The organism is Acinetobacter sp. B51(2017), assembly GCF_003711395.1.
In the GTDB taxonomy this organism is placed as follows: domain Bacteria; phylum Pseudomonadota; class Gammaproteobacteria; order Pseudomonadales; family Moraxellaceae; genus Acinetobacter.
In genome coordinates this window covers 177,797-201,040 of the sequence record NZ_PJRJ01000001.1, presented here as the reverse complement: position 1 = coordinate 201,040, position 23,244 = coordinate 177,797, and the positions used below count along the sequence as shown (strand labels likewise).

25 protein-coding genes are annotated in these 23,244 nt (G+C 42.4%); 8 read left to right on the top strand and 17 right to left on the bottom strand.

Annotated elements, in window-relative coordinates:
• Positions 1-14: 14 nt before the first annotated feature.
• The 4 genes from CYK47_RS01095 to CYK47_RS01080 are packed head-to-tail and all read left to right on the top strand — an operon-like array spanning position 15 to position 2,585.
• On the top strand, positions 15-617 hold the full coding sequence (locus tag CYK47_RS01095) for an alpha-E domain-containing protein (protein ID WP_122898072.1): 603 nt from the start codon (positions 15-17) through the stop codon (positions 615-617).
• Positions 614-1,393 (top strand): transglutaminase family protein, encoded by a 780-nt coding sequence (locus CYK47_RS01090; protein ID WP_122898070.1) that lies wholly within the window; start codon positions 614-616, stop codon positions 1,391-1,393. Before CYK47_RS01095 ends, CYK47_RS01090 begins: the two co-directional genes overlap by 4 nt.
• 26 nt (positions 1,394-1,419) lie before the next feature.
• Positions 1,420-2,154: a proteasome-type protease gene (locus tag CYK47_RS01085; RefSeq protein WP_122898068.1), complete on the top strand. Its 735-nt coding sequence runs from the start codon at positions 1,420-1,422 to the stop codon at positions 2,152-2,154.
• Positions 2,155-2,159: 5 nt separating this feature from the next.
• Complete coding sequence (locus CYK47_RS01080; RefSeq protein ID WP_122898067.1) at positions 2,160-2,585, top strand: BLUF domain-containing protein; 426 nt, start codon at positions 2,160-2,162, stop codon at positions 2,583-2,585.
• 32 nt (positions 2,586-2,617) lie between these two features.
• Here the strand turns inward: CYK47_RS01080 and alr are convergent, their stop codons facing one another.
• From alr to ppsA, 12 genes are all read right to left on the bottom strand, one after another.
• A complete protein-coding gene (gene alr / locus CYK47_RS01075) occupies positions 2,618-3,688 on the bottom strand; it encodes an alanine racemase (RefSeq protein ID WP_122898065.1) in 1,071 nt (356 codons plus the stop codon).
• Positions 3,689-3,713: 25 nt separating this feature from the next.
• Positions 3,714-5,147 carry a replicative DNA helicase gene (dnaB, locus tag CYK47_RS01070; protein WP_122898063.1) on the bottom strand — a complete coding sequence of 478 codons (1,434 nt, stop codon included), beginning with the start codon at positions 5,145-5,147 and terminating at the stop codon, positions 3,714-3,716.
• A 141-nt stretch (positions 5,148-5,288) separates the two neighbouring features.
• The gene (rplI, locus tag CYK47_RS01065; protein WP_122898061.1) at positions 5,289-5,735 is read right to left on the bottom strand and encodes a 50S ribosomal protein L9; all 447 of its coding nucleotides are present in this window, start codon (positions 5,733-5,735) and stop codon (positions 5,289-5,291) included.
• Positions 5,736-5,744: 9 nt separating this feature from the next.
• Positions 5,745-5,972, bottom strand: coding sequence for a 30S ribosomal protein S18 (rpsR, locus tag CYK47_RS01060; protein ID WP_004278792.1), 228 nt, complete (start codon positions 5,970-5,972; stop codon positions 5,745-5,747).
• Between the two features lie 12 nt (positions 5,973-5,984).
• On the bottom strand, positions 5,985-6,374 hold the full coding sequence (rpsF, locus tag CYK47_RS01055) for a 30S ribosomal protein S6 (protein WP_122898059.1): 390 nt from the start codon (positions 6,372-6,374) through the stop codon (positions 5,985-5,987).
• Positions 6,375-6,567: 193 nt separating this feature from the next.
• Positions 6,568-7,452, bottom strand: a complete 885-nt coding sequence (gene cyoE / locus CYK47_RS01050; RefSeq protein ID WP_122898057.1) for a heme o synthase — start codon at positions 7,450-7,452, stop codon at positions 6,568-6,570.
• Between the two features lie 10 nt (positions 7,453-7,462).
• On the bottom strand, positions 7,463-7,798 hold the full coding sequence (cyoD, locus tag CYK47_RS01045; RefSeq protein WP_122898146.1) for a cytochrome o ubiquinol oxidase subunit IV: 336 nt from the start codon (positions 7,796-7,798) through the stop codon (positions 7,463-7,465).
• The gene (cyoC, locus tag CYK47_RS01040; RefSeq protein ID WP_122898055.1) at positions 7,795-8,415 is read right to left on the bottom strand and encodes a cytochrome o ubiquinol oxidase subunit III; all 621 of its coding nucleotides are present in this window, start codon (positions 8,413-8,415) and stop codon (positions 7,795-7,797) included. Before cyoC ends, cyoD begins: the two co-directional genes overlap by 4 nt.
• A gap of 4 nt (positions 8,416-8,419) precedes the next feature.
• Positions 8,420-10,408, bottom strand: a complete 1,989-nt coding sequence (cyoB, locus tag CYK47_RS01035; RefSeq protein WP_122898053.1) for a cytochrome o ubiquinol oxidase subunit I — start codon at positions 10,406-10,408, stop codon at positions 8,420-8,422.
• Positions 10,409-10,411: 3 nt separating this feature from the next.
• Positions 10,412-11,506 (bottom strand): ubiquinol oxidase subunit II, encoded by a 1,095-nt coding sequence (cyoA, locus tag CYK47_RS01030; RefSeq protein WP_122898051.1) that lies wholly within the window; start codon positions 11,504-11,506, stop codon positions 10,412-10,414.
• Positions 11,507-11,798: 292 nt separating this feature from the next.
• Entirely contained in the window at positions 11,799-12,554 is a 756-nt protein-coding gene (locus tag CYK47_RS01025; RefSeq protein WP_122898049.1) for an RDD family protein, read from the bottom strand.
• Between the two features lie 69 nt (positions 12,555-12,623).
• On the bottom strand, positions 12,624-15,005 hold the full coding sequence (gene ppsA, locus CYK47_RS01020) for a phosphoenolpyruvate synthase (protein ID WP_122898047.1): 2,382 nt from the start codon (positions 15,003-15,005) through the stop codon (positions 12,624-12,626).
• A 155-nt stretch (positions 15,006-15,160) separates the two neighbouring features.
• On the opposite strand from ppsA, the gene ppsR reads away from it, so the two are divergent.
• Entirely contained in the window at positions 15,161-15,997 is an 837-nt protein-coding gene (gene ppsR / locus CYK47_RS01015) for a posphoenolpyruvate synthetase regulatory kinase/phosphorylase PpsR (RefSeq protein WP_122898045.1), read from the top strand.
• A gap of 233 nt (positions 15,998-16,230) precedes the next feature.
• Here the strand turns inward: ppsR and CYK47_RS01010 are convergent, their stop codons facing one another.
• The 3 genes from CYK47_RS01010 to CYK47_RS01000 form a co-directional block, all read right to left on the bottom strand.
• Positions 16,231-17,232, bottom strand: coding sequence for an LLM class flavin-dependent oxidoreductase (locus CYK47_RS01010; RefSeq protein ID WP_122898144.1), 1,002 nt, complete (start codon positions 17,230-17,232; stop codon positions 16,231-16,233).
• A gap of 116 nt (positions 17,233-17,348) precedes the next feature.
• Positions 17,349-17,813, bottom strand: a complete 465-nt coding sequence (locus CYK47_RS01005) for a glycine zipper domain-containing protein (protein WP_122898043.1) — start codon at positions 17,811-17,813, stop codon at positions 17,349-17,351.
• 194 nt (positions 17,814-18,007) lie between these two features.
• On the bottom strand, positions 18,008-18,436 hold the full coding sequence (locus tag CYK47_RS01000) for a glycine zipper domain-containing protein (protein WP_122898041.1): 429 nt from the start codon (positions 18,434-18,436) through the stop codon (positions 18,008-18,010).
• A gap of 337 nt (positions 18,437-18,773) precedes the next feature.
• Here CYK47_RS01000 and prfA point away from each other — a divergent pair, with 337 nt between their 5' ends.
• Complete coding sequence (gene prfA / locus CYK47_RS00995) at positions 18,774-19,862, top strand: peptide chain release factor 1 (protein WP_122898039.1); 1,089 nt, start codon at positions 18,774-18,776, stop codon at positions 19,860-19,862.
• Entirely contained in the window at positions 19,863-20,681 is an 819-nt protein-coding gene (gene prmC / locus CYK47_RS00990; RefSeq protein WP_122898037.1) for a peptide chain release factor N(5)-glutamine methyltransferase, read from the top strand.
• Between the two features lie 36 nt (positions 20,682-20,717).
• Here the strand turns inward: prmC and CYK47_RS00985 are convergent, their stop codons facing one another.
• Together CYK47_RS00985 and CYK47_RS00980 are read right to left on the bottom strand one after the other, a co-directional pair.
• A complete protein-coding gene (locus tag CYK47_RS00985; RefSeq protein ID WP_122898035.1) occupies positions 20,718-21,071 on the bottom strand; it encodes a hypothetical protein in 354 nt (117 codons plus the stop codon).
• Positions 21,072-21,227: 156 nt separating this feature from the next.
• Complete coding sequence (locus tag CYK47_RS00980; protein ID WP_122898033.1) at positions 21,228-22,271, bottom strand: AraC family transcriptional regulator; 1,044 nt, start codon at positions 22,269-22,271, stop codon at positions 21,228-21,230.
• Between the two features lie 89 nt (positions 22,272-22,360).
• On the opposite strand from CYK47_RS00980, the gene CYK47_RS00975 reads away from it, so the two are divergent.
• A complete protein-coding gene (locus CYK47_RS00975; RefSeq protein WP_122898032.1) occupies positions 22,361-23,125 on the top strand; it encodes a 3-hydroxyacyl-CoA dehydrogenase in 765 nt (254 codons plus the stop codon).
• The last annotated feature ends 119 nt before the right edge of the window (positions 23,126-23,244 follow it).

The following is a 23,244-nucleotide window of genomic DNA, read 5'->3' as shown; positions in this document are numbered from 1 at the left end:
CAAGGAGGGAAGATATGATTTTACTCAGCAGTAATGCACAGCAAATTTTTTGGTTAGGCCGTTACCTGACGCGCATCCAGTATTTATGTAGCCAATTTCCATTTGATGATGATGCAGTGGCTAAACATTATGCCAATGCCTTTGTTTTAGCGGCCAATGATGCTGAATCTTTAAATCGTTTAGTCCAAGATGAACAGCAATTGGCTTCATTTGCGCAGCAATTTCAATGTGCTAAAGACAATATTCAAGATTTACGTGGCGTGTTATCTGCAAAAAGTTATGCTGAGTTAAATCAGCTGATTAAAACTGCAAGTGAAAATAAAAGCTATATTTGTGACGTCGTGGGCGAATGCCACGATATTTTAGAGGCAGAATCGCAGAATATTTTCTTATTTTTTATATTAGGACAAAACGTCGAGCAATTAGATCGTCAATTACGTTTACAACAAGATACCCAGAGTACGCTCTCTGATTTAGAAAAAATTATTGATTTACTCAGTGAGATGGGCTGCAGCAAACTCAAAAGCGCATGGCTACAATTACAGATTTTACCCAACAGCATAAATTTCTATCGCTTTAGTGACCACATCCAACAGTTGTTTGAGGTTGATGTATGAAATTGATGATTAATCATCAAACCCATTACCATTATACGGATGCTGTGCACAGCAGCATCCAATATATTCGTATGTCACCCAGTTCTAATTCGCACCAAACCGTACAGTATTGGGATGTCAGCGTGCCTGGGCAAAAGCAAGTTAAACAAGATGCTTTTGCTAATATTTGGATTACCAGTTCACAACGTTTTAACTATCAGCAAATGTCGATTATGGCGCAAGGCATTATCGAAATTTCACCTGAAACTGAAGCGCTGCCGAGTGATCATCTCAATCCAAGCTTATTTTTACAACCCACGGCAGCGACTCAATGCAGTTTAGAAATGTTGGAATTTGCCAAGCGTTATGTGAAGCATCCTTCTAGACAATGCTTGATTCATTTGGCAGCAGCCATTTTAGACTATATGCCATATTTACCTGCCAGCACCTGTGTGACTACTTCGGCGCCACAAGCGTTTGCTTATCGGCAAGGGGTGTGCCAAGACCATAGTCATGTGTTTATTGCCATGTGTAAGGCCTTAGGTTTACCTGCACGTTATGTTTCAGGCTATCTCTATGTACCTAACTCAGCACATCTTGCTAGTCATGCTTGGGCTGAGGTGTTTTTAAACAATCATTGGTATAGCTTTGATATTAGTAATCAAATCTTTAGCCCATGCTCCCATATTTATGTCGCAATTGGTCGTGATTATTGGGATGTGGCACCAGTGCGCGGGGTACGCCAACAAGGGGGTATAGAGAGTATGCATTCAATTGTGCAAGTGCTGGCGTGCTAATTTAACCAATCATCAAAGGAGGATGTATGACCTATTGTTGTGCGCTACGTTTAAAACAAGGCCTGATTTTTATTAGTGATACGCGTACCAATGCGGGTGTAGACCATATTTCGGTATTTCGTAAGTTATATACCTTTGGGGTGGAAGGTGAGCGCTTTATTGCGATTCAAGCCGCAGGGAATTTAGCCACGACCCAAGCTGTGATTGGACATTTAAAAAACCAGTTGGCACTTGGCCAAGAGCCAAATTTACATAGTGTGAAAACACTGTTTGAAGCAGCGGAATTAGTGGGTAGCTTGGTAAAAAAAGTCATTCATAACGTCGCCCCTGATCCTGAGGATCAAAGTACTTATTACTGTACATTGCTGGTGGGTGGGCAAATTGGCGAACAAGAAATGCAGCTGTATAACATTTATCCACAAGGTAACTTTATTTGTGCCACCAAAGATACGCCATTTTTCCAAATTGGCGAAAGTAAATATGGCAAACCTATTTTAGATCGTGCTTTAAGTTATGACATGCCATTAGATGAAGCGCTGCGTTGTAGTTTAATTTCCTTTGATTCGACTTTACGCTCCAATGTCTCAGTGGGTCTGCCTTTAGATTGTTTGGTCTATAACCTCAATAGTTTGCATATTCCTTTGGGAAAACGCATTTATGAAGAAGATCCATATTTTTCAGGCATTAGCAAACAATGGTCAGAAACCTTACGTAAAGGCTTACATGAGCTGCCCACGCCGACACTTGACTATCTAGAGTAAGCCTTATGCGACGACTATGTTATGTGAGTCAAGCCAATTTTCCGCTGCCGCAACACCATCATCATTTGACTGATATTTTAACTGAAGCACGCGATTTTAACGTCAGACATCACATACAGGGTGTATTATATTTTGCGGATGGACGTTTTCTACAATGCTTAGAGGGTTTAGCTGATGATCTGGAGCGATTGGTCACGCGCTTACAAGGTGATCCTCGACATCACAGTATGCAAATGATTATGAACCAGCCGATCAATGGCGCGATCTTTGCTGCCTGGTCAATGAAGTTTGTATCACGTCATCATCGAGTGAAGCAGTTTTTTCAGCAGCAGGGACATACTATTTTTTGTCCAGAATTACTGAATAAATCACAATTGGCACAGTTATTGGAATTACTGTACCAATTAGAAGCGCAAAATTTAGTAGCATAAAAAAAGAACCGTTACGGTTCTTTTTTATGTATTTAAATTACTTTACGTTCAGGGCGATTGCTTAAACGACACAGCAATTCATAACCAATTGTGCCATTGGCTGTTGCCACATCATCGACTAAACGCTGTTTGCCCCAAAGTTCGACTTCAGTGCCTAAAGCTACATCTAAGCTCGTTACATCAATGGCAATCATATCCATCGCGACACGACCGACAACCGCTACCAGTTGACCATTTACCGCGACTGTATTGGGTGCCACAAAGGCGCGTGGGTAACCATCACCATAACCAATTGAGACAATCGCAAGGTCCATGGCTTGAGTTGCCACAAATGTTGAACCATAACCCACAGACTCACCGGCTTGAATGTGATTTAAAGCAATGATTTCGGCAGTAAATTGCATCACTGGTTTTAAATCTAAGTCATGCACGCTTTTGTCGGCAAATGGAGTCGCCCCGTAGAGCATAATACCCGGACGTACATAGTCAAAATGTAATTCTGGGTATTTATAAATCGCCGCAGAGTTACAGCACGACGCCATTAAGGGGGCACAGTCGTTTTTAATTTCTAAAAACTGACGGATTTGTTCATCGTTTAACGGATGATCGGCATCAGCATTGGCAAAATGCATAGCGAGTACGCAGGTCAAACCTTCAGCTTTTAAGCGATTGATGACCGCTTTGATCTCAGCAATTTTAAAACCAAGACGGTTCATACCGCTATTGAGCTTGACCCAAACTTTTAAGCCTTTGGCAATATAATCCGCTTTATGCTCTAGTAACCAATCCACTTGGGCTTGATGATGCACCACCACTTCGATGTTTTGCGCAGTGACAATCGACATTTCATCTAGACTAAATACCCCTTCAATCAGGGTAATAGGCTGATTAAACCCAAGTTCTCGAATTTCTAAAGCTTCTTGTAGGCAAGCGACACCAAAGGCATCTGTTGCGCTTAAGGCTGCTAAGCAGTCTTTTACACCATGTCCGTAGGCATTGGCTTTGACCATACTTACCACTTTGGCATTTGGGGCAAGTTGTTTGACACGGTTTAGGTTATATTGCAGTGCTTGACTGTCAATATAGACGGTTGCTTGGCGCACCTTAAGTCACTCCTTGGTGATTAAATTATTCATCGTCGTTATATTGGTTATAGTACTCTGGTGAAAGGTTACTAAAACGGGTGTAGTGACCTTCAAATGCCAAACGCACTGTACCAATTGGACCATTACGCTGTTTACCAATAATAATTTCGGCAGTACCAGCTTCTTTGGATTCTTTATTGTAAACCTCATCACGGTAAATAAACATAATCAAGTCGGCATCTTGCTCGATGGCACCTGATTCACGTAAATCTGACATCACGGGGCGTTTATTAGGGCGGTTCTCAAGGGAACGGTTGAGCTGTGATAAGGCAATCACAGGGCACATCATTTCTTTGGCTAAGGCTTTGAGGCTTCGGGAAATTTCCGAGATCTCACCGACACGGTTGTCGCCCATACCTGGTACTTTCATTAATTGCAGATAATCGACCATGATACAGCCGAGTTTGCCGCCATGTTGTTTGGCAATACGACGGGCGCGAGCACGTAATTCGGTGGGTGGAAGGGCAGAAGAGTCATCAATATACAAATGCTTTTCTTGCAATTGTAAAATCGTCCCTGTTACTTTAGACCATTCATCACCATCGAGTTTACCAGCACGTAAATGCCCTTGATGCACTTTACCGTAAGATGAAATTAAACGCATCGCGATAGAATCGGCAGGCATCTCCATCGAAAACACTAAAGCTGGTAAATCACAGTTAAACAGCACACTTTCCACTAAATTCATGGCAAATGTGGTTTTACCCATCGATGGACGTGCCGCAACAATAATTAAGTCGCCTGACTGCATACCAGAGGTTTTATTATCGAGTTCGACAAAACCTGTGGTGAGACCAGTAATATTGCCATCCATTTGTGACAGTTCATTTAATTTATCAAATACATCTGCGACCACAGAAGTAATTGCTTTGGGGCCTTGTGCTTTAGCGTTGTTATTGTGTTGTTCGGCAATTGAGAAAATATTGGTTTCGGCTAAATCTAAAATTTCTGAAACACTACGACCTTTGGTGTCATAAGCACTTTGTAAAATTTCGCTGCTGACTTTAATCATATTACGCAGTGTGGCAAATTCTTTGATTTTGCCAGCATAGGTTTCTAAATTATAAAAACTCGATGGCGACTCGGCCATGAGTTGCATGAGATATTCTTCACCGCCTACAGCATCAATTAAATTTTGTTTAATCAGCCAGTCATTGACCAAGACCGCATCATAAGGTGAGCTGTCTTTGGCAAGTTGATGAATTGCACGAAAAATATATTTATGCCGCGTGGCATAAAAATCGTCTTCAACTAAGATGTCACCTACTTGTTCAAAGGACTCAGCCACAGTCATGAGAGCAGCCAAAACCGCTTGCTCAATGGCTAGATTATGTGGAGGAGTGCGAAACTCTTTGAGTTGTTCTGATTTTTTTTCAGAACTCGCATTGAGTGTAGCAGCGGCATTCGCCTGAGACATATAAAACCCTATAAGAAGCTAGTGCAAAACAAACGGCAAAGACCGATATTAACAAAAAATGGCTGATTACAGCGGGGGATTTGCAAATTTTACAGATAAAAAAAGAGCATGCCAAAGCATGCCCTTTTTTTTGGTGAGAAATTACTCTGCTACGATAGTAACAAGAACTTCTGCAACAACATCATGGTGCAATTGGATTGCGATGTTGAATTCACCAGTATTGCGAAGCGCACCGTTTGGTAAACGAACTTCAGCGCGGTCTACAGTAAGACCAGCATTCGTTAACGCGTCAGCGATATCACGAGTACCGATTGAACCGAATAATTTACCTTCATCACCCGCTTTCGCAGTGATTACGATATTTACTTCGTTTAATTGGTCAGCACGTGCTTGAGCAGCAGCTAAAACATCAGCTTCAGCTTTTTCAAGTTCAGCGCGACGAGCTTCAAAAGCAGCAGTGTTAGCTTCAGTTGCAGCAACAGCCTTACCTTGTGGGATAAGGAAGTTACGGCCGTAACCAGCTTTAACAGATACTTTATCGCCTAGTTTACCTAGGTTTTTAATGCGTTGTAATAAGATAATATCCACAGCTCAACCTCACTTATGATTGTCAGTGTAAGGGATCAACGATAAGTAGCGAGCTTGTTTGATAGCAAGCGCTAATTGACGTTGGTAACGAGCTTTAGTACCTGTAATACGGCTAGGAACAATCTTGCCGTTTTCAGTGATGTACTGTTTTAAAGTATCGATATCTTTGTAGTCGATGTACGTAACGTTCTCAGCTGTAAAGCGGCAGAACTTGCGACGACGGTAAAAACGTGCCATGTAGTGTTCTCCTTATGCTTCAGCAGAGTCTTGGTTAACTTGTTGTGCTTCTTCACGTTGAGCTTTACGCGCACGTTTTTCTTCAGCACTCTTAGCCAATAAAGACTCTTCAGTGATTGCGTTTTCACGACGGATGATAAGGTTACGAAGGATCGCGTCGTTGTAACGGAACAATTCTTCTAATTCATCAAGCGTAGTTTGGTTACATTCAACGTTCATTAGAATGTAGTGCGCTTTGTGAATTTTGTTAATTGGGTAAGCCAATTGACGACGGCCCCAATCTTCTAAACGGTGAATTTGACCTTCAGCGTCTTTGATGTGAGTTAGGTAACGTTCTACCATACCCACTACTTGATCGCTTTGATCAGGGTGTACTAAAAGTACGATTTCGTAGTGACGCATTGTCAGCTCCTTACGGATTATACAGCCGCTAACGCAATTGTTAGGGGCAAGGAGTCACAACCGAAGTTGTGCGAAGCCGCAATTCTAGAGGGTTTGATTTGAAAATACAAGAGAAGTGTAAGAAGAAAAACAGATTGTTGTTTTTATCATCAAAAAAGGTGATACCTTTTAAAAGATAGCACGCAACTATCTTTTAAAAGAATACCGTATTGATTGATGGTGCTGTAGATGTAAAGCTAAAACACAAACTGATTACAGTAATTAAAATCACTGAAAATAAGAAAAAGCGTTTAGCCCACAGCACATCTTGTTCAGCCGAAGCTTTAAAACCAAGGATGGCAATATACAGCCAGTAAATACACAAGGCATTTAAAATGATCGCGTAAATCCAATTGGCATAACCATAGATAAACAAGCCATTCATTGCGATGGTAAATAACAGCACATAAATCAATGATTCAATTTTGGTACGTAAAATACTACGCGCCACAGGCAGAATCGGAATGCCTGCATTTTTGTAGTCGTCAAAACGATAAATCGCAATCGCCCAAGAGTGGGGCATTTGCCAAAGTGCATAACCCAAGAAAATGAGTAGGGCAGCTAAGTCAAATTGATTAGCAACCGCGGTATAACCGATCACCGGAGGACTGGCTCCAGAGATACTACCAACAACAGTTTGATGAATCGTTGTGCGTTTAGTCCATAAGCTATAAAAGCCCACGTAAAACACATAACCAATCAAGGCAAAAAGAAAAGCATAAGCATTGACCCAAAACCATAAAATGCCAAAACCGATCAATCCCAATACCAATGCATAGACAAGGGCAACAGGAACAGAAACAGATTTTTTAACCATGGCGCGATTTTGTGTGCGCTGCATTTTTTGGTCGATGTCTTGGTCAATCACGTTGTTGACCACACAACCTGAGGCAACCACAAGCGTGGTCCCTAGAAGGGTAAGCAGGAGGAGTAGGAAATCTACAGAACCTTGAGCAGCTACAAAGTAGCCGCCCAAGGTGGTAACGAAGTTACCAAAGAGAATCCCTGGTTTTGTCAGGAATAAATACTTCTTCAGCATGACAACCAGTTTAGATCATCATGTTGTAGTGTAAGTAGTTCATAATCCATACAGAACCGATGAGTAATACAGCGATACATAGGATTGTATAAACGAATGCAATCACGTTCCAGCGTTGTTCAGACGAAGAGTTCATGTGCAAGAAGTAAACTAATTGGACAAGAATCTGAGCAACAGCAGTAATCGCAATTACAGCAACAACCATGCCACGATTGTCATGGTGCATACCTGCCATCACCATACCGAATGGAATTACGGTAAGAATAACAGAGAGGATAAAACCAATCGTGTATTGTTTTACGTTGCCGTGTGAAGCACCAGCTGCGTTATGATCGTGACTCATTATAGAACTCCCATCAAGTAAACGACGCTGAATACACAGATCCAAACGATGTCAAGGAAGTGCCAGAACAAGCTTAGGCAAGCTAAACGACGTAAGTTGATTAAGGTCAAACCATTTTTCTTGATTTGATACATTAACACTAACATCCAAACTAAACCTGAAGTTACGTGAATACCGTGCGTACCAACTAAAGTAAAGAACGCAGATAAGAACGCACTTGTGCTTGGACCGTGACCAGCATGAACTAAATGATTAAATTCATAAAGTTCCATGCCGATGAAGATAGCACCAAATAACCATGTGATACCTAACCATGTTAATACTTTTGCAACATCTTTTTTGTATGCAGCAAGTACTGCAAAACCAAAGGTTACAGAAGAAATTAACAGTGCAAATGTTTCAGTTAAAACGAAACCTAAAGAGTTTTCGAATAAATCTTTTGCACTTGGTGTACCCACAGGAATATGGCTACTTAATACAGCGAACGCAATGAAGAGTGTACCAAACAGTACAAGGTCACTCATCAAATATGTCCAGAAACCAAAGACCGTGATGTCAGTATCATCATGGTGATGATGTTCATCATGTCCGTGGTTGTCGTGATGAAGTACGTCAGCCATTGTCTTAGTCCTTCTTCAAGTGTTTTTCAAGGATCGCATAGCGTTCGTTTTCAATACGCTCAACTTCAGCCGCAGGAACATAGTAGTCCACTTTCTTCGTGAACGAAGATACGATGAAGGCAATGATTGATGCGACAAACGTTGCAATAGCAAGCCACCAGATATGCCAGATTAAAGCAAAGCCCATTACTGTCAGGATCATGGCAATCACGAAACCAGCAGCACGGTTTGTCGGCATATGGATGTCTTCGTACTTAGTTGGTTTTGCGTAAGCAATACCGTTTTCTTTGTCATTCCAGAAAGTATCAATACCATTGATCTTCGGAAGATGTGCAAAGTTATAGAACGGAGCAGGAGAAGAAGTTGCCCATTCTAAAGTACGGCCATCCCATGCGTCGCCTGTGTAGTCGATACGTTGGTTACGTTGTAAGAAACCAACCACGATTTGCATAATGAAGCAAAGAATACCAAACAATACCAGTACAGAACCGAATAAAGCAATGGCTAAGTACGGATCCCATTCAGGGTTGTCATATGTATTCAGACGACGTGTCATACCCATGAAACCAAGGATATATAACGGCATGAATGCAAAGTAGAAACCGAAGAACCAGAACCAGAATGCAGCTTTACCCCAAGTTTCATTGAGTCTCCAACCAAACATTTTTGGCCAGTAGAAAATGATACCTGCGAACATACCAAACACTACACCACCAATAATTACGTTATGGAAGTGAGCGATTAAGAATAACGAGTTATGTACTAAGAAGTCCGCTGGTGGAACCGCCATTAATACGCCCGTTAAACCACCGATACCAAAAGTCACAAGGAAGCCAAGTGTCCAAAGCATTGGTGTGGTAAATGTAATGCGGCCCTTATACATGGTGAATAACCAAGAGAAGATTTTCACACCCGTTGGGATCGCAATAATCATGGTCATGATACCGAAGAACGCGTTAACGTTGGCACCAGCACCCATGGTAAAGAAGTGGTGTAACCATACCACGAACGCAAGTACTGTGATCGCGATGGTTGCATACACCATAGATTTGTAACCGAACAACGTTTTACGAGAGAACGTTGATACCACTTCTGAGTAAATACCAAATGCAGGTAAAATCAGAATGTATACTTCTGGGTGACCCCAAGTCCAAATCAAGTTTACATACAACATTGGGCTACCACCCATGTCGTTGGTAAAGAAGTGGAAACCGAAGTAACGGTCAAGGGTAAGCATTGCAATTGTTGCAGTTAATACAGGGAATGATGCGATGATTAACACAGATGTACATAAAGATGTCCAAGTGAAAATCGGCATATCCATTAACTTCATGCCAGGTGCACGCATTTTGATGATGGTAACGAAGAAGTTAACACCCGTTAAAAGCGTACCTAAACCTGAAATTTGCAGTGCCCAGATATAGTAGTCCATACCTACGCCAGGAGAGTATTCGATACCTGACAGTGGTGGATAAGCCATCCAACCTGTTGCAGCGAATTCACCAAGCGCAAGAGAAACCATCATTAAGCCCGCAGCGCCGGCAAATAACCAGAAGCTTAAAGAGTTTAATAATGGGAAGGCAACGTCACGTGCACCAATTTGCAGTGGTACAGAGATGTTCATTAAACCAACAACAAGACCCATTGCTACGAAGAAGATCATAATGACACCGTGGGCGGTGAAGATCTGGTCATAGTGTTCTGGGTGTAGATAGCCTTCACCGCCGCCTTTTGCAAGGAACAGTTGAAGACGCATCATGATCGCATCGGCGAAACCACGTAATAACATGATGATCGATACGAACAGGTACATAATACCAATTTTTTTATGGTCGACTGATGTGAACCATTCGTTCCACAAGTAGCCCCATTTTTTGAAATAAGTGATACCTGCAAATACTGCGATACCACCTAAAATCATCATGAGAACGGTCACCTGTACGATTGGATCGTACGGGATCGCGTCTACATTTAACTTACCTAAGAAGCTCATGTCTTATTCCCCTACAACTGAAGAAGCAGGTTGTTCAGCATTTACAGCAGCAATTTCTGCAGCCGCAACAGCATCATGTGCAGGCACAGCGTCTACTTTTGCTGCTGAATGGTCAGCACCATGGTAGTTCGACATGTACTTGTTGATCACAGATTCAAACAGTTTAGGTTCAACTGAAGAGTAGTAAGTCACAGGATGAGGCTGAGTTTTATATGCACCTTCAGCTTCAGCTGTTGCAGCAAGCTGCTTCTCTAAATCAGTTTTCGCGTTACGGACCATTGCAGCGATTTGTTTCTCTGAACGGTTACCATCACGTAGTGATGCAAATTCAGCTTGGTCTAAAACAGTTTTTTGTACTGCTTCAGCGTTCACAGAAGTACCGTTACCTGCTTTAATCGCAGATACCCATTCAGTAAACTGAGCATTTGTCACAGCATGAGCTTTAAAGCGCATTTGTGAGAAGCCGTAACCTGAGTAATTCGAAGAGAAACCGCGGAATACACCTGGTTCGTTAGCCAACATATTCAAATGCGTCTGCATACCCGCCATCGCATAGATCTGACCAGATAATGCTGGGATAAAGAACGAGTTCATTGTGAAGTTAGATGTTAAACGAAGGCTAAGCGGAGTTTGTTCCGGGAAGCGTAATTCGTTTACTGTCGCAATTTCTTGTTCTGGGTAGATAAAGATCCATTTGAACTGTTCAGCAATTACTTGAACTGTTAGTGGTGCTTTATCAGATTCAAGCGGACGGTATGGGTCATATTTGTGTGAACCCCACCACGTTAAATACGCAAGAATACCAATAATAATTACAGGGATACCCCATACTACAATCTCAATTGCAGTTGAGTGTGCCCATGTAGGTTTATAGTCTGCATCTTTATTCGACGCGCGATATTTCCAACCAAACCATAATGCCATAACGATTGATGGAATCACCACCAATAGCATTAAATAGATCGCTTTCATCATCAAGTCTGATTGACCTGCTGCGACTGGACCTTTAGAGTTTAGAAGTACCATATCACCGCCACACCCAGTTAAGAGCGCAGCCATTGCGGATAAAGACAATACAGCTAAAGTCGTTTGTCTCATTTTACAACCTCGGTGAAGAGTCCCATTCCCTAATAATATGGGGATAGCGATTATAAGTGTCGCATGATTGAAAAGCCTTTTTTCAGATGTGAAAAATCCTCTCAATGATGAGACACCGCTACGTTTGAGGCATTATGCCCTATATCAACAAACTAAGCTATACATAAAAGTGCTTTAAATGACTGTATTAAAAACTGATTTTTTTACTCGGATTTGAATTATAGGGCACATAATTTTGTTGCAATATCAAGGTTCTGGATTTAAAAAGAGGCGTTAAACGCCTCTTTTTTTGTTATTGTTTTTGCTTCTTAATCACCGTGGTTTTTGCTAACTTATCGTGCAAAGTTTGACGCTTTTGACCAAAGCCAAAGGCATAATCGAGTAGTGTAATAAAGGGAAAAAGCATTAAGTTTAGGAAAATAAACACAAAGCTGCGTAAGGTAAAGCCGCGCCAGAGATTAACGGGAGCGTGATCGTGTTGATCAACAATCTGAATTTTGGTTAAACGTTTACCTATACTTTGACCGGTTTTACTAATTAACACCGCTTGAATCGCCAACATCACCACAATGTACACCAACATCATTTGCCATGCTTGATCTGGAATTAAGGCAAATAATTCTGATTGCAATTGACTGCTTTGCGCTGCTGTAGTGGCATTTTGCATTTTTTCTTGTAAGGCGCTGAGCTGCTGCATTTGCTCCGCTTGCAAGAAAAATGAAGGAATGGCTGCAGTGGGTAACCATAGTAGCAAATCTAAAACTTTGGCCACTGCACGTTGACCAATCGAGGCAAGCTCAGTATGAGGCTGTACCTTATTGTGTACTTCAATTTTGGGTTCAAATGTGGTTGGAGCTGGAGCTGTATAACCTGTAGGTTGATAGACCAATTGACCTTGAGTTAATTCACCTAAGGTTTTCCATTCAGTTAAACCCTGATGCCAAGCTAAATCGGTGAGCAAGACCTGCTGGCTGGCCAACATCTGATTGAGTTGTTCTAAGCTATACGGACCAGCTTGTTGATTATTGCGTGCCAAATATATTTGCATAAAGATTTAATCTCAAAAACGGAAAATAAAAAAAAGACCCATGAATGGGTCTTTTTTTAACACAGATTGTTAAGCTTGTTGAGCTTTTTCTTCTTCAGCTAAGAAGAACCAAGTCTCAAGTACTGAGTCTGGGTTTAAAGATACTGAGTCAATACCTTGTTCCATGAGCCATTTTGCAAGGTCAGGGTGATCTGAAGGGCCTTGACCACAGATACCCACATATTTACCCGCTTTACGGCATGCTTGAATTGCCATAGAAAGTAATACTTTCACAGCAGCATCACGTTCGTCAAACAAGTGCGATACGATACCAGAGTCACGGTCTAGGCCTAGTGTTAACTGCGTTAAGTCGTTAGAACCGATAGAGAAACCATCAAAGTGTTCAAGGAACTGTTCAGCTAACAATGCGTTGGTTGGAAGTTCACACATCATGATCACTTTAAGACCATTTTCACCACGTTTAAGACCGTTAAGCGCTAATAATTCAATCACACGTTTCGCTTCTGCAACTGTACGTACAAAAGGAATCATGATTTGAATGTTGGTTAAGCCCATTTCGTCACGTACTTTCTTCAACGCACGGCATTCTAATTCGAAGCAGTCACGGAAGTTGTCAGACACGTAGCGGCTTGCACCACGGAAACCAAGCATTGGGTTTTCTTCTTCTGGCTCGTATAACTTACCACCGATCAAGTTTGCGTATTCGTTTGACTTAAAGTCAGACATACGTACGATCACTGGTTTGTCAGCAAATGCAGCCGCAAGGGTAGAAATACCTTCAACTAATTTCTCAACATAGAATTCAATTGGAGATGCATAACCTGCAGTACGTGCCATCACAGCAGCACGCGTTTCGCGTGGTAGGCTGTCAATGTTGAGTAATGCTTTAGGATGCACACCGATCATACGGTTAATGATGAACTCTAGACGTGCTAGACCAATACCTGCGTTTGGAATTTGCGCAAAGTCAAAGGCACGATCAGGGTTACCCACGTTCATCATCACTTTAAACGGAAGTTCAGGCATAGATTCGATCGAATTCTTTTGAATTTCGAAATCTAATGCACCTTCGTAGATGAAACCAGTATCACCTTCAGCACATGATACAGTTACTTCTTGACCGTCAGTTAAAAGCTCAGTTGCATTACCACAACCCACGATTGCAGGCACACCAAGTTCACGCGCAATAATTGCCGCGTGACAAGTACGACCACCACGGTTAGTCACAATCGCAGCAGCACGTTTCATGACTGGTTCCCAATCTGGGTCAGTCATGTCAGATACAAGTACATCACCGTCTTGTACTTTGTCCATTTCTTTAATAGACGTTACGATACGTACGCGACCAGAACCAATACGTTGACCGATTGAACGACCTTCACACAGTACATTACCTTTTTGTTTTAATAGGTAACGTTCCATAGTACCGACATTTTCACGGCTTTTTACAGTTTCTGGACGTGCTTGAACGATATAGATTAAACCGTCATCACCATCTTTTGCCCATTCGATGTCCATTGGCGCACCGTAATGGTCTTCAATGATCAGCGCTTGTTTTGCAAGTTCTTGTAATTCGTGGTCATTTAAGGCGAACTGTTGACGTTCAGCTTTATCTACTTCAACGATAGATACAGATTTACCCGCAGACGCTTCTTGACCATAAATCATCTTTTGATGTTTAGAACCTAAGTTACGACGTAAAACTGCGTGTTTACCTGCTTTAAGCAATGGTTTAGAGATGTAGAATTCGTCAGGGTTAACCGCACCTTGAACCACCATTTCACCCAAACCATAAGATGCAGTAATAAATACCGCGTCACGGAAGCCTGATTCTGTATCAAGTGTGAACATTACACCCGCAGCACCAGTTTCAGAACGAACCATACGTTGTACACCTGCCGATAACGCTACCACGTCATGGGCAAAGTTTTGGTGTACACGGTAAGAAATCGCGCGGTCGTTGTATAAAGATGCGAATACTTCTTTAATCGCGATCAATACGTTGTCGATACCACGGATGTTTAAGAAAGTTTCTTGTTGACCGGCAAATGATGCGTCAGGTAAGTCTTCTGCTGTCGCAGATGAACGAACGGCAACCGCGATATCAGGGTTGCCGTTTGAAAGTTCTGCAAATGCAGCACGAACTTCTTGTTCTAAACCTGCAGTAAGCGGAGTTTCTACAATCCATTGACGAATTTTAGCGCCTGTTTCAGCAAGGGCATTGACATCATCCACGTCTAATGCAGCAAGCTCAGCGTTAATTTTAGCGTTTAGGCCACTTTGCTCGAGGAATTCACGATACGCTTGTGCGGTTGTCGCGAAGCCACCTGGTACTGATACACCAGCGTTAGCTAAATGGCTAATCATCTCGCCTAGAGATGAGTTTTTACCACCCACGAGTTCAACGTCGTGTTTCCCTAATTTTTCCAGACCAATTACGCGCGCTTCCAAAGTTGTTACTCCACTTTTTGCAGTATGAATCACTATCTCGGCATGATTTTATGAAAAAGCTTAGTTTTTATATTTTTACTAAGCGACTCTCATGTAAGATGGGTTTACTATAAAGATAATCGCGCACTTAGACAAATATTTAAGGAGAAAATTTGATGTCAGACGAGAAACCGATTAAGCGCAGTGTGTTTTTCATTTCCGATGGCACTGCAATTACGGCAGAAACCTTAGGTCACTCGCTACTGGCGCAGTTCCCACATGTGGACTTTGATATCCATATTATCCCCTATATTAGCTCTGAAGAAGCAGCGATGAATGTGGTGGCTGAAATCAACCAACGTGCTGATTCTGATGGAGAAAAACCACTGGTGTTTGATACTTTGGTTGATCCTTATGTCCGCGATATTATCAATACTGCCAACGCGATTAATTTGGATGTTTTTGAGGGCTTAATTAGTAAACTTTCTGAGGAGTTAGGCACCTCACCTACAACTTTAGTCGGACAAACTCATGCCGTGACCGATTCAGAGTCGTATAAAGCCCGTATTGATGCAGTGCATTTTGCCTTAGATAATGACGATGGCGCGCGTACCCGTCACTATGATAAAGCTGATTTAATCCTAATTGGCGTGTCGCGTTCAGGCAAAACCCCAACATCGATTTACTTGTCACTGCAATTTGGTATTCGGGTTGCGAATTATCCATTGACCGAAGAAGACTTAGATGACAACCGTTTGCCTGCAGTTTTACGCCCACATAAGCATAAATTGTTTGGTTTAATGATTGATGCAGACCGTTTGGTGGCGATTCGTACCGAACGTAAAGCCAATAGTCGTTATGCCAGCTTTAGCCAATGCCAAATGGAATTACGTGCTATTGAAGGGATTTACATCTCGGAAGGGATTAAATACTTAAATGTGTCTGAAATGTCGATTGAAGAAATTTCAACCCGCGTTTTACAAATGACAGGGCTGAAACGTCGTATTGGTTAGTCGTTTGGGCAGCCATGCAAGATGGCTGCCAAGCTTGGTTTGAGCTTTGGATTAATAGAAAAATAATATAAATAAATGAGTATAGTGCTGTCATTTAGCTTAGTGATAATGATGATATTGCGCTAAAACCCTGCAATCAAATGTTCATTTTTTAATCAAATTATTTAAAATAATCTCAGAAAAAGCACCATTATCATTTAAATAAATGGTGCTTGGTTTTAGATAAATACCAATTAGACCAATTTTATCTGGTTTAAATAACTAAAATTGGCTAAACGTTGTTCGGTATCATAGATGTCACAAGTAAAGATAAACTCATCGACCGCATATTTTTGCAGCAATTGTTGTAAACCTGCTTTGACCGTAGCAGGCGAACCAATTTGTGCCAAAGCATAAAAATCATCTACAGCACGTTGCTCCATAGGTGACCAAAGCCCATCCATGCTTTCCACAGGTTGAGGCAGTAGGCCGCGTGTACCTCTAAACATATTTAAAATACGTTGATAAGGGGTGGTGGCTAAATACTGCGCCTGTTCATCTGTTTCGGCAATCACCGTCGGCACACCTATCGACACATAAGGTTGACTTAAATATTCTGAGGGTTGGAAATTATCGCGGTACAGCTGAATGGCTAGACCTAGCATGCGCGGGGCAAAGTGCGAAGCAAAGGAGTAGGGTAAACCTAAACGTGCCGCTAGTTGCGCACTAAATAAGCTTGAACCTAAGAGCCACACGGGTACATGCGTACTTTGTCCTGGCGTGGCAACAATACGCTGACCTGGTTCTGGGTCTTTAAAGTAGCGTAAAATCTCGAGTACATCTTGTGGAAATTGATCTTCGGTTTCTTGCTGACCCCGACGTAAAGCACGCATGGTGGTTGGGTCTGTGCCGGGCGCACGACCTAATCCCAGTTCAACACGCTGAGGATATAAAGTCGCTAAAGTACCAAATTGCTCAGCCACAATTAAGGGAGCATGGTTTGGTAACATTACGCCCCCTGAACCGACTTTGATACTTTGCGTGTTGGCTAAAATATAACCCAGCAACACACTGGTGGCAGAGCTGGCAATGCCTGCCATATTATGATGTTCCGCCAGCCAGAGTCGTTCAAAGCCTAATTTTTCGGCATGTTGTGCTAAAGTCAGTGCATGGTGTAATGCATCTTGAATCGTATGACCTTCGCGCACAGGGGCAAGTTCTAAAATAGAAAAGCGAGTATCGGCTAAAGTACGCATAACAATCTCATTCATTTTTATATATCGAAATAATACGATATAAGTGCACTGTTGTATATCGAAAATACTCGATAAATAAAAAGCACCCAAAAGGGTGCTATGAATGAGTGGCCAACTTAATGTCGGTTATAACGTCCTTTATTATAGCCATAGTTGTTGTAGCGATAGTCACGTTGCTGATAACGACGCTGCTCATTGTCATCATAACGACGGTCATCATTGATCTTTTTAGCTAAGACCGAACCGCCAGCACCGCCTAAAGCAGCACCAATTAAACCGCCACTATTGCCGCCCACACTGTTACCAACACTATAACCTCCAGCACTACCCAGTGCTGAACCAATGGCAGCAGCGTTACGATCACGCCGATCTGCACTGGCTGCCGCAGCACCCGCGCCACCTAAGGCAGAACCAATCATTGCGCCTGTGTCACCGCCCAAACGCTGCCCCACGGCTGCACCAAGGACACTGCCTAAAGCAGAACTTGCTGCAACACGAGTGTTACTGGCAGCTTGAACCGTGGTAGCACCTAAGCCAGCAGTTGCAATCACCCCAGCCACTAAAATTGAATGAAATTTCATAGCAGAACTCCAGCATACTTGTCTTTATTTCTCACAATAAGCTTAAACAGAAGTTGCGGATGAACATGCAAGCTCAAGTGTTATCAATATTGCAAAGTGTAATTTTGAGTTAACTATGCTTCTTAATACATTCATAGTTAAATGAAAAAGCATTAAAAAAGCAGCCTTAAGGCTGCCGAATATTAGGTCATGAATTAACGACGTTTTTTCCAATATTTTTTGCCACGCTGTTGGGCACGTTTGTCAGCGGCTTTATCTTTGGCAATTTTGTTACCTAAAGCTGCACCACCTGCCGCACCTAAAGCAGAACCAATATAACCGCCGTTACTACCGCCTATATTTTTACCCACGGCATAACCCGTACCACCACCTAATGCACCACCGATGGCAGATTCAGTACGATTTCTCTTATTACTTGCCACTGCTGCGCCGCCTGCTCCACCTAAAGCAGCACCCAATGTTGCACCCGTATTACCGCCAATATTTTTACCTAAAGCAGTTCCTGCAACACTACCTAAGGCACTTGCAGCTGCTACACGAGCAGTACTATCAGCATGGGCAGATACAGTGAGCATAGAGGCGCTAGCCAGTAAAGCACTCATGAATACAGTATTCAATTTCATAGGGATTCTCCATGTCCACATGGACTTAAAACTAAAAATGATTTCAATGGCGTTAATCTAACAGTTGCCAAGTGGTTAAATATGGAGAAGCTTGGGAGAGATGCTACAAAGTTACATGACTTTGTATGAGTTTGATTAAAACTGTGAATAAATATGTGAATGAGATACTAATTTAATAAAAATGTGGAGAAATTAAGAAGTCAAACGCGCGGATTTTCACGTAAAACACAAGCTGAATTCTAGGCAAAGATGTCTTTTAAAGGTGGGAGTAGGTAAACTATAGCGAATATAAAGTAAATGCAGCAATGGTTGCTGGTTATTTGAGAACTATTATCCCATGAAAGAATCGTTACGCTTACGTTTGGATCAACTTTCCGATCGTTATGAAGAGCTCAACGCTTTATTGGCAGACGTTGAAGTTATTTCGGACAACAAACGTTTTCGTCAATTGTCACGTGAACATAGTGATTTAAGTGAGTTAACCCGTGTTTGGCAGCAATATACCCAAGCAGAAGCCGATATTGAAACGGCAGAAGCGATGTTGAGTGATCCTGATTTTAAAGAAATGGCACAAGAAGAGATCAAAGAAAATAAAGCTTTGATCGAGTCTTTAGAATCTGATTTAAATATTTTGATGATTCCGAAAGATCCAAACGATGCCAACTCTGCTTATTTAGAGATTCGTGCTGGCACTGGCGGCGACGAAGCGGCCATCTTCTCAGGCGACCTGTACCGCATGTATAGCAAATATGCTGAATCACAAGGCTGGCGTTTGGAAATTTTGTCAGAAAACCATGGTGAACATGGCGGCTATAAAGAAGTTATTTGCCTGATTAATGGTGAAGGCGTTTATGGTCGTTTAAAATTTGAAAGTGGCGCACACCGTGTACAACGTGTACCTGCCACCGAATCACAAGGTCGAGTACATACCTCTGCGTGTACGGTTGCAATCTTACCCGAAGTGGATGTGGATACCTCGGTGGATATTAACCCTGCGGATTTACGTATTGATACTTACCGTGCCTCAGGTGCAGGTGGTCAGCATATTAACAAAACCGATTCTGCGGTGCGTATTACCCATATTCCAACCGGAACGGTGGTGGAATGTCAGGACGAACGTTCGCAGCATAAAAACAAAGCCAAAGCCATGGCGCTGCTTGTGTCGCGTTTAGAAAATGCCAAACGTGCCGCAGCCGATGCCGCAACCTCGGAAATGCGCCGTGACTTGGTCGGTTCAGGCGATCGTTCTGAGCGTATTCGTACCTATAACTATCCGCAAGGTCGTATGACCGATCATCGTATTAACTTGACCTTATATAAGTTAGATGCAGTGATGGAAGGCGATTTAACCGAATTATTAGACAGTTTACATCGCGAATATCAAGCAGATCAGTTAGCAATGCTTGCACAGCAAAATGGTGGTTAATTGAATATTGCACAGGCTTTAGCCTTACGCGGCGAAGCAGAAAGCTACGAACGCCAAGAAAATGCATGGTTGCTTGAACACATCACTAAAATTGATTCTTTTGATTTGGTGATGAAAAAAGATCAAGAACTCAGCATTGAACAAGAGCAAGCTTATAAAGAGGCTTTGGCACGCATCGAAGCGGGCGAGCCTCTGGCTTATGTGACAGGTTCACAACCGTTTTGGACTTTAGACTTGACCGTCACCCAAGATACTTTGGTGCCACGTCCAGATACCGAAATCTTGGTTGAAACCGTATTAAAACTCGACTTGCCTGAAGATGCTCGTATTGTGGACTTAGGTACAGGGACAGGGGCAATTGGTTTGTCGTTGGCGTCTGAGCGTCCCGATTGGTCAGTGACAGTATCTGATATTTACCAACCCACTTTAGAAGTTGCCAAGTTAAATGCTGAAAAACATGATTTAACGGATGTTCAATTTGTGTTGGGGGTGTGGTTAAAACCCTTTGGTCGTCAATTCTTTGATGCGATTGTCTCTAATCCACCTTATATTGATGCCAATGATGTCCACATGCAGGCCTTGGCAACTGAACCGCGCCGTGCCTTAGTGGCTGAAAAGCAAGGTTTAGCCGATTTGGCCGAGATTATTGTCCAAGCTAAAAAACATTTGACCGTTGGGGGGTGGGTAGTACTCGAACATGGTTATGATCAAGCCGAGGCGGTACAGCATTTATTTCGCCAAGCAGGCTATAAACAAGTACGTACTGTCAAAGACTATGGTGGCAATGACCGTGTAACCTTGGCGCAGTGGCCACATTAATATGCATATAAAAAAGCGACCTTAGGGTCGCTTTTTTTACATTGGGAAATCTTGCAAACTGTCTGCTACATCGAGCTGTTGCAGCGCATTGGTTTCTAGCGCTAAACATAGCGCTGCAATTTTAGCAGTTTCAGTCAAATACTGAGCTTTGAGCGCCACACCTTGTTGCAAGGCCTGTACGCATTCTGCACTAATATCAAGTGCATGCGCAGTTTGCTCGGCATCTGGGCGCTGAAAAAAAGCAGCCACAAGGTGTTGCAAGCTTTGCTCTGAGGCATTGAGAATGCTTTGGTTAAGCTGTTCATCAAGTTGAGTGACAGGAATTGATGCAAAACCGTGGGTGAAGTTCTGTACTAGACTTTGTTCTAATACATCAGTCATCTTAAGCATGAATAGACCTTAATCAGGTAATTGGAGCGGAGAATTACAGCCAAATAGGAGCCAACTGGGCTCTAAATTTGATTGAAATTTAACCTATATTATCGCGCTTAGCAAAGTACTTAAGATGAATGGTCAGTCATAAAAATAGCTTGGCAAAGCTTAAATTCAGTTTTTACTGCGGTAGTTACCCGGATTTAAACCTGTCCATTTTTTAAAGGCACGATGAAAGGCACTTGGGTCATGAAAATTTAAACTGTCGCTAATCTGTTGCAAACTCTGGTTGGTATTGAGCAGTAAATCAATGGCACGGTCACGACGAATATTATTTTTCAGTTGTTGATAGCTAAAGCCTTCAGCTTTGAGACGCCGTTGCAAGGTTGCTTCAGAGATATGTAAACGATGTGCCAATTCACTTAAATCCAGCCATTGACTCGGTGCTAAATCTAACAGTTGCTTACGAATTTGTTGGCTTAAGGCATAAGGATTTTTAAAACGTACCAATAGATTATAGGGCGTGCCTTGTAAAAATTGATAACGTGAGCTCAGGTCTTGTTTAATGGATAATTGCAGATAATGTGCCTCAAAAGCCAAAGCATTGCAGTTACTTTGATAACGAATATCGGTGCAAAAACGGCTTTGATAATCCTGATGTGCGATCGGCATATTGGCCTTAAGTTGCATAAAGCTTAAGCCAATGCGTTGACCTGCTAACCAACACATTAAGCTGTGCAGTAGCATCCAATAACACGCATAAGCAAAAACGGGTTTTCGCTTGTTGTGATCATGAATAATGATTTTTGCGATCCCATCTTTTTGAATAAGTTCGCCTTTTAAATCATCCAATAATAAATTAAAAAAGCGTACTGCCTCATGGATAGCTTGGGCTAAGTTTTCACAGTGCATCAACCATTTGCTTAACCATTGAAAGCTACCCCGACGTAAGGGGCGCGCATCCATACCAAAAAATTCATCATTCATGGCATCGGCAATGGCGACCCATAAATTGCCATATTGTTGAATCGAAACGCGTGCTTTATTGGAATCTAACAAGTCGCGTGCAATCCCTGCACGTTGTAGCATTGCTTCAACATCTAACCCCTGAGATTGCGCAGCGCGGAGCGCTTCATGGACCAAACTCATGCAAATACTGTGCTGATCTTTTGCTATCACTTTGAAATCCTTGTTGTTATTAATGTCCAAATCCATCATGCAGGCTGCACGCTTTGGAAATTGTACTTAAAAAAAAGACTGATTACTCTGAGCCATAAGTCGAGTAGAAAAATGTTGAGAACATTACAATGAATATTCAAGGGAAAGTGGCTGTGGTTACAGGTGGTGCATCGGGCTTAGGCGCAGCGACAGCGAGCTATTTTGTGGCTGAGGGCGCGCAAGTGGTGTTGGTTGATATGAATGCTGAGCAAGGGCAGGCGATGCAAGCACAGTTGGGTAGCAAAGCACGTTTTGCACAACTTGATGTTACCAATGAAACTCAAGTGGAAGCGTTTTTCCAAGAATTAGCCCATATTGAAGGGCGTATTGATATTTTGGTGAACTGTGCAGGTATTGCACCTTCTGCCAAAGTATTGGGACGTGATGGATTGCACAGCCTAGATTTATTTCAAAAAGTGTTAAATATTAATGTCACGGGTAGCTTTAATATGCTGCGTTTTGCAGCGCAATCTATGGCACAAAACCAACTAGATGGTGAAGAACGCGGCCTGATCATTAATACCGCTTCGGTGGCGGCATACGAAGGGCAAATTGGGCAAACTGCCTATGCTGCTTCTAAAGGCGCCATCGTCTCAATGACCTTACCTTTGGCACGTGAATTGGCGCGTGATGCCATTCGGGTGATGACTATTGCACCGGGGATTATGCATACCCCAATGATTGCAGCCATGCCAGAGCATGTGCAACAAGCATTAGGAGCCATGGTGCCATTTCCAAGTCGTTTGGCACGTCCAGAAGAATTTGCCAAACTTGCCGGACATATTGTGGAAAATAGCTATTTAAATGGTGAAGTGATTCGATTTGATGGCGCTATTCGTATGGCTGCCAAATAGCCTAAGTATGGTTAAGCAAATGAGGCAGCTCTGATCTGTGGCGTGGGCTTTATTCCTACGCCCTGACATCAGCCTTAAAACACCGCAGGCTAGCTGCGGTATTTTTAAATATATTGCAC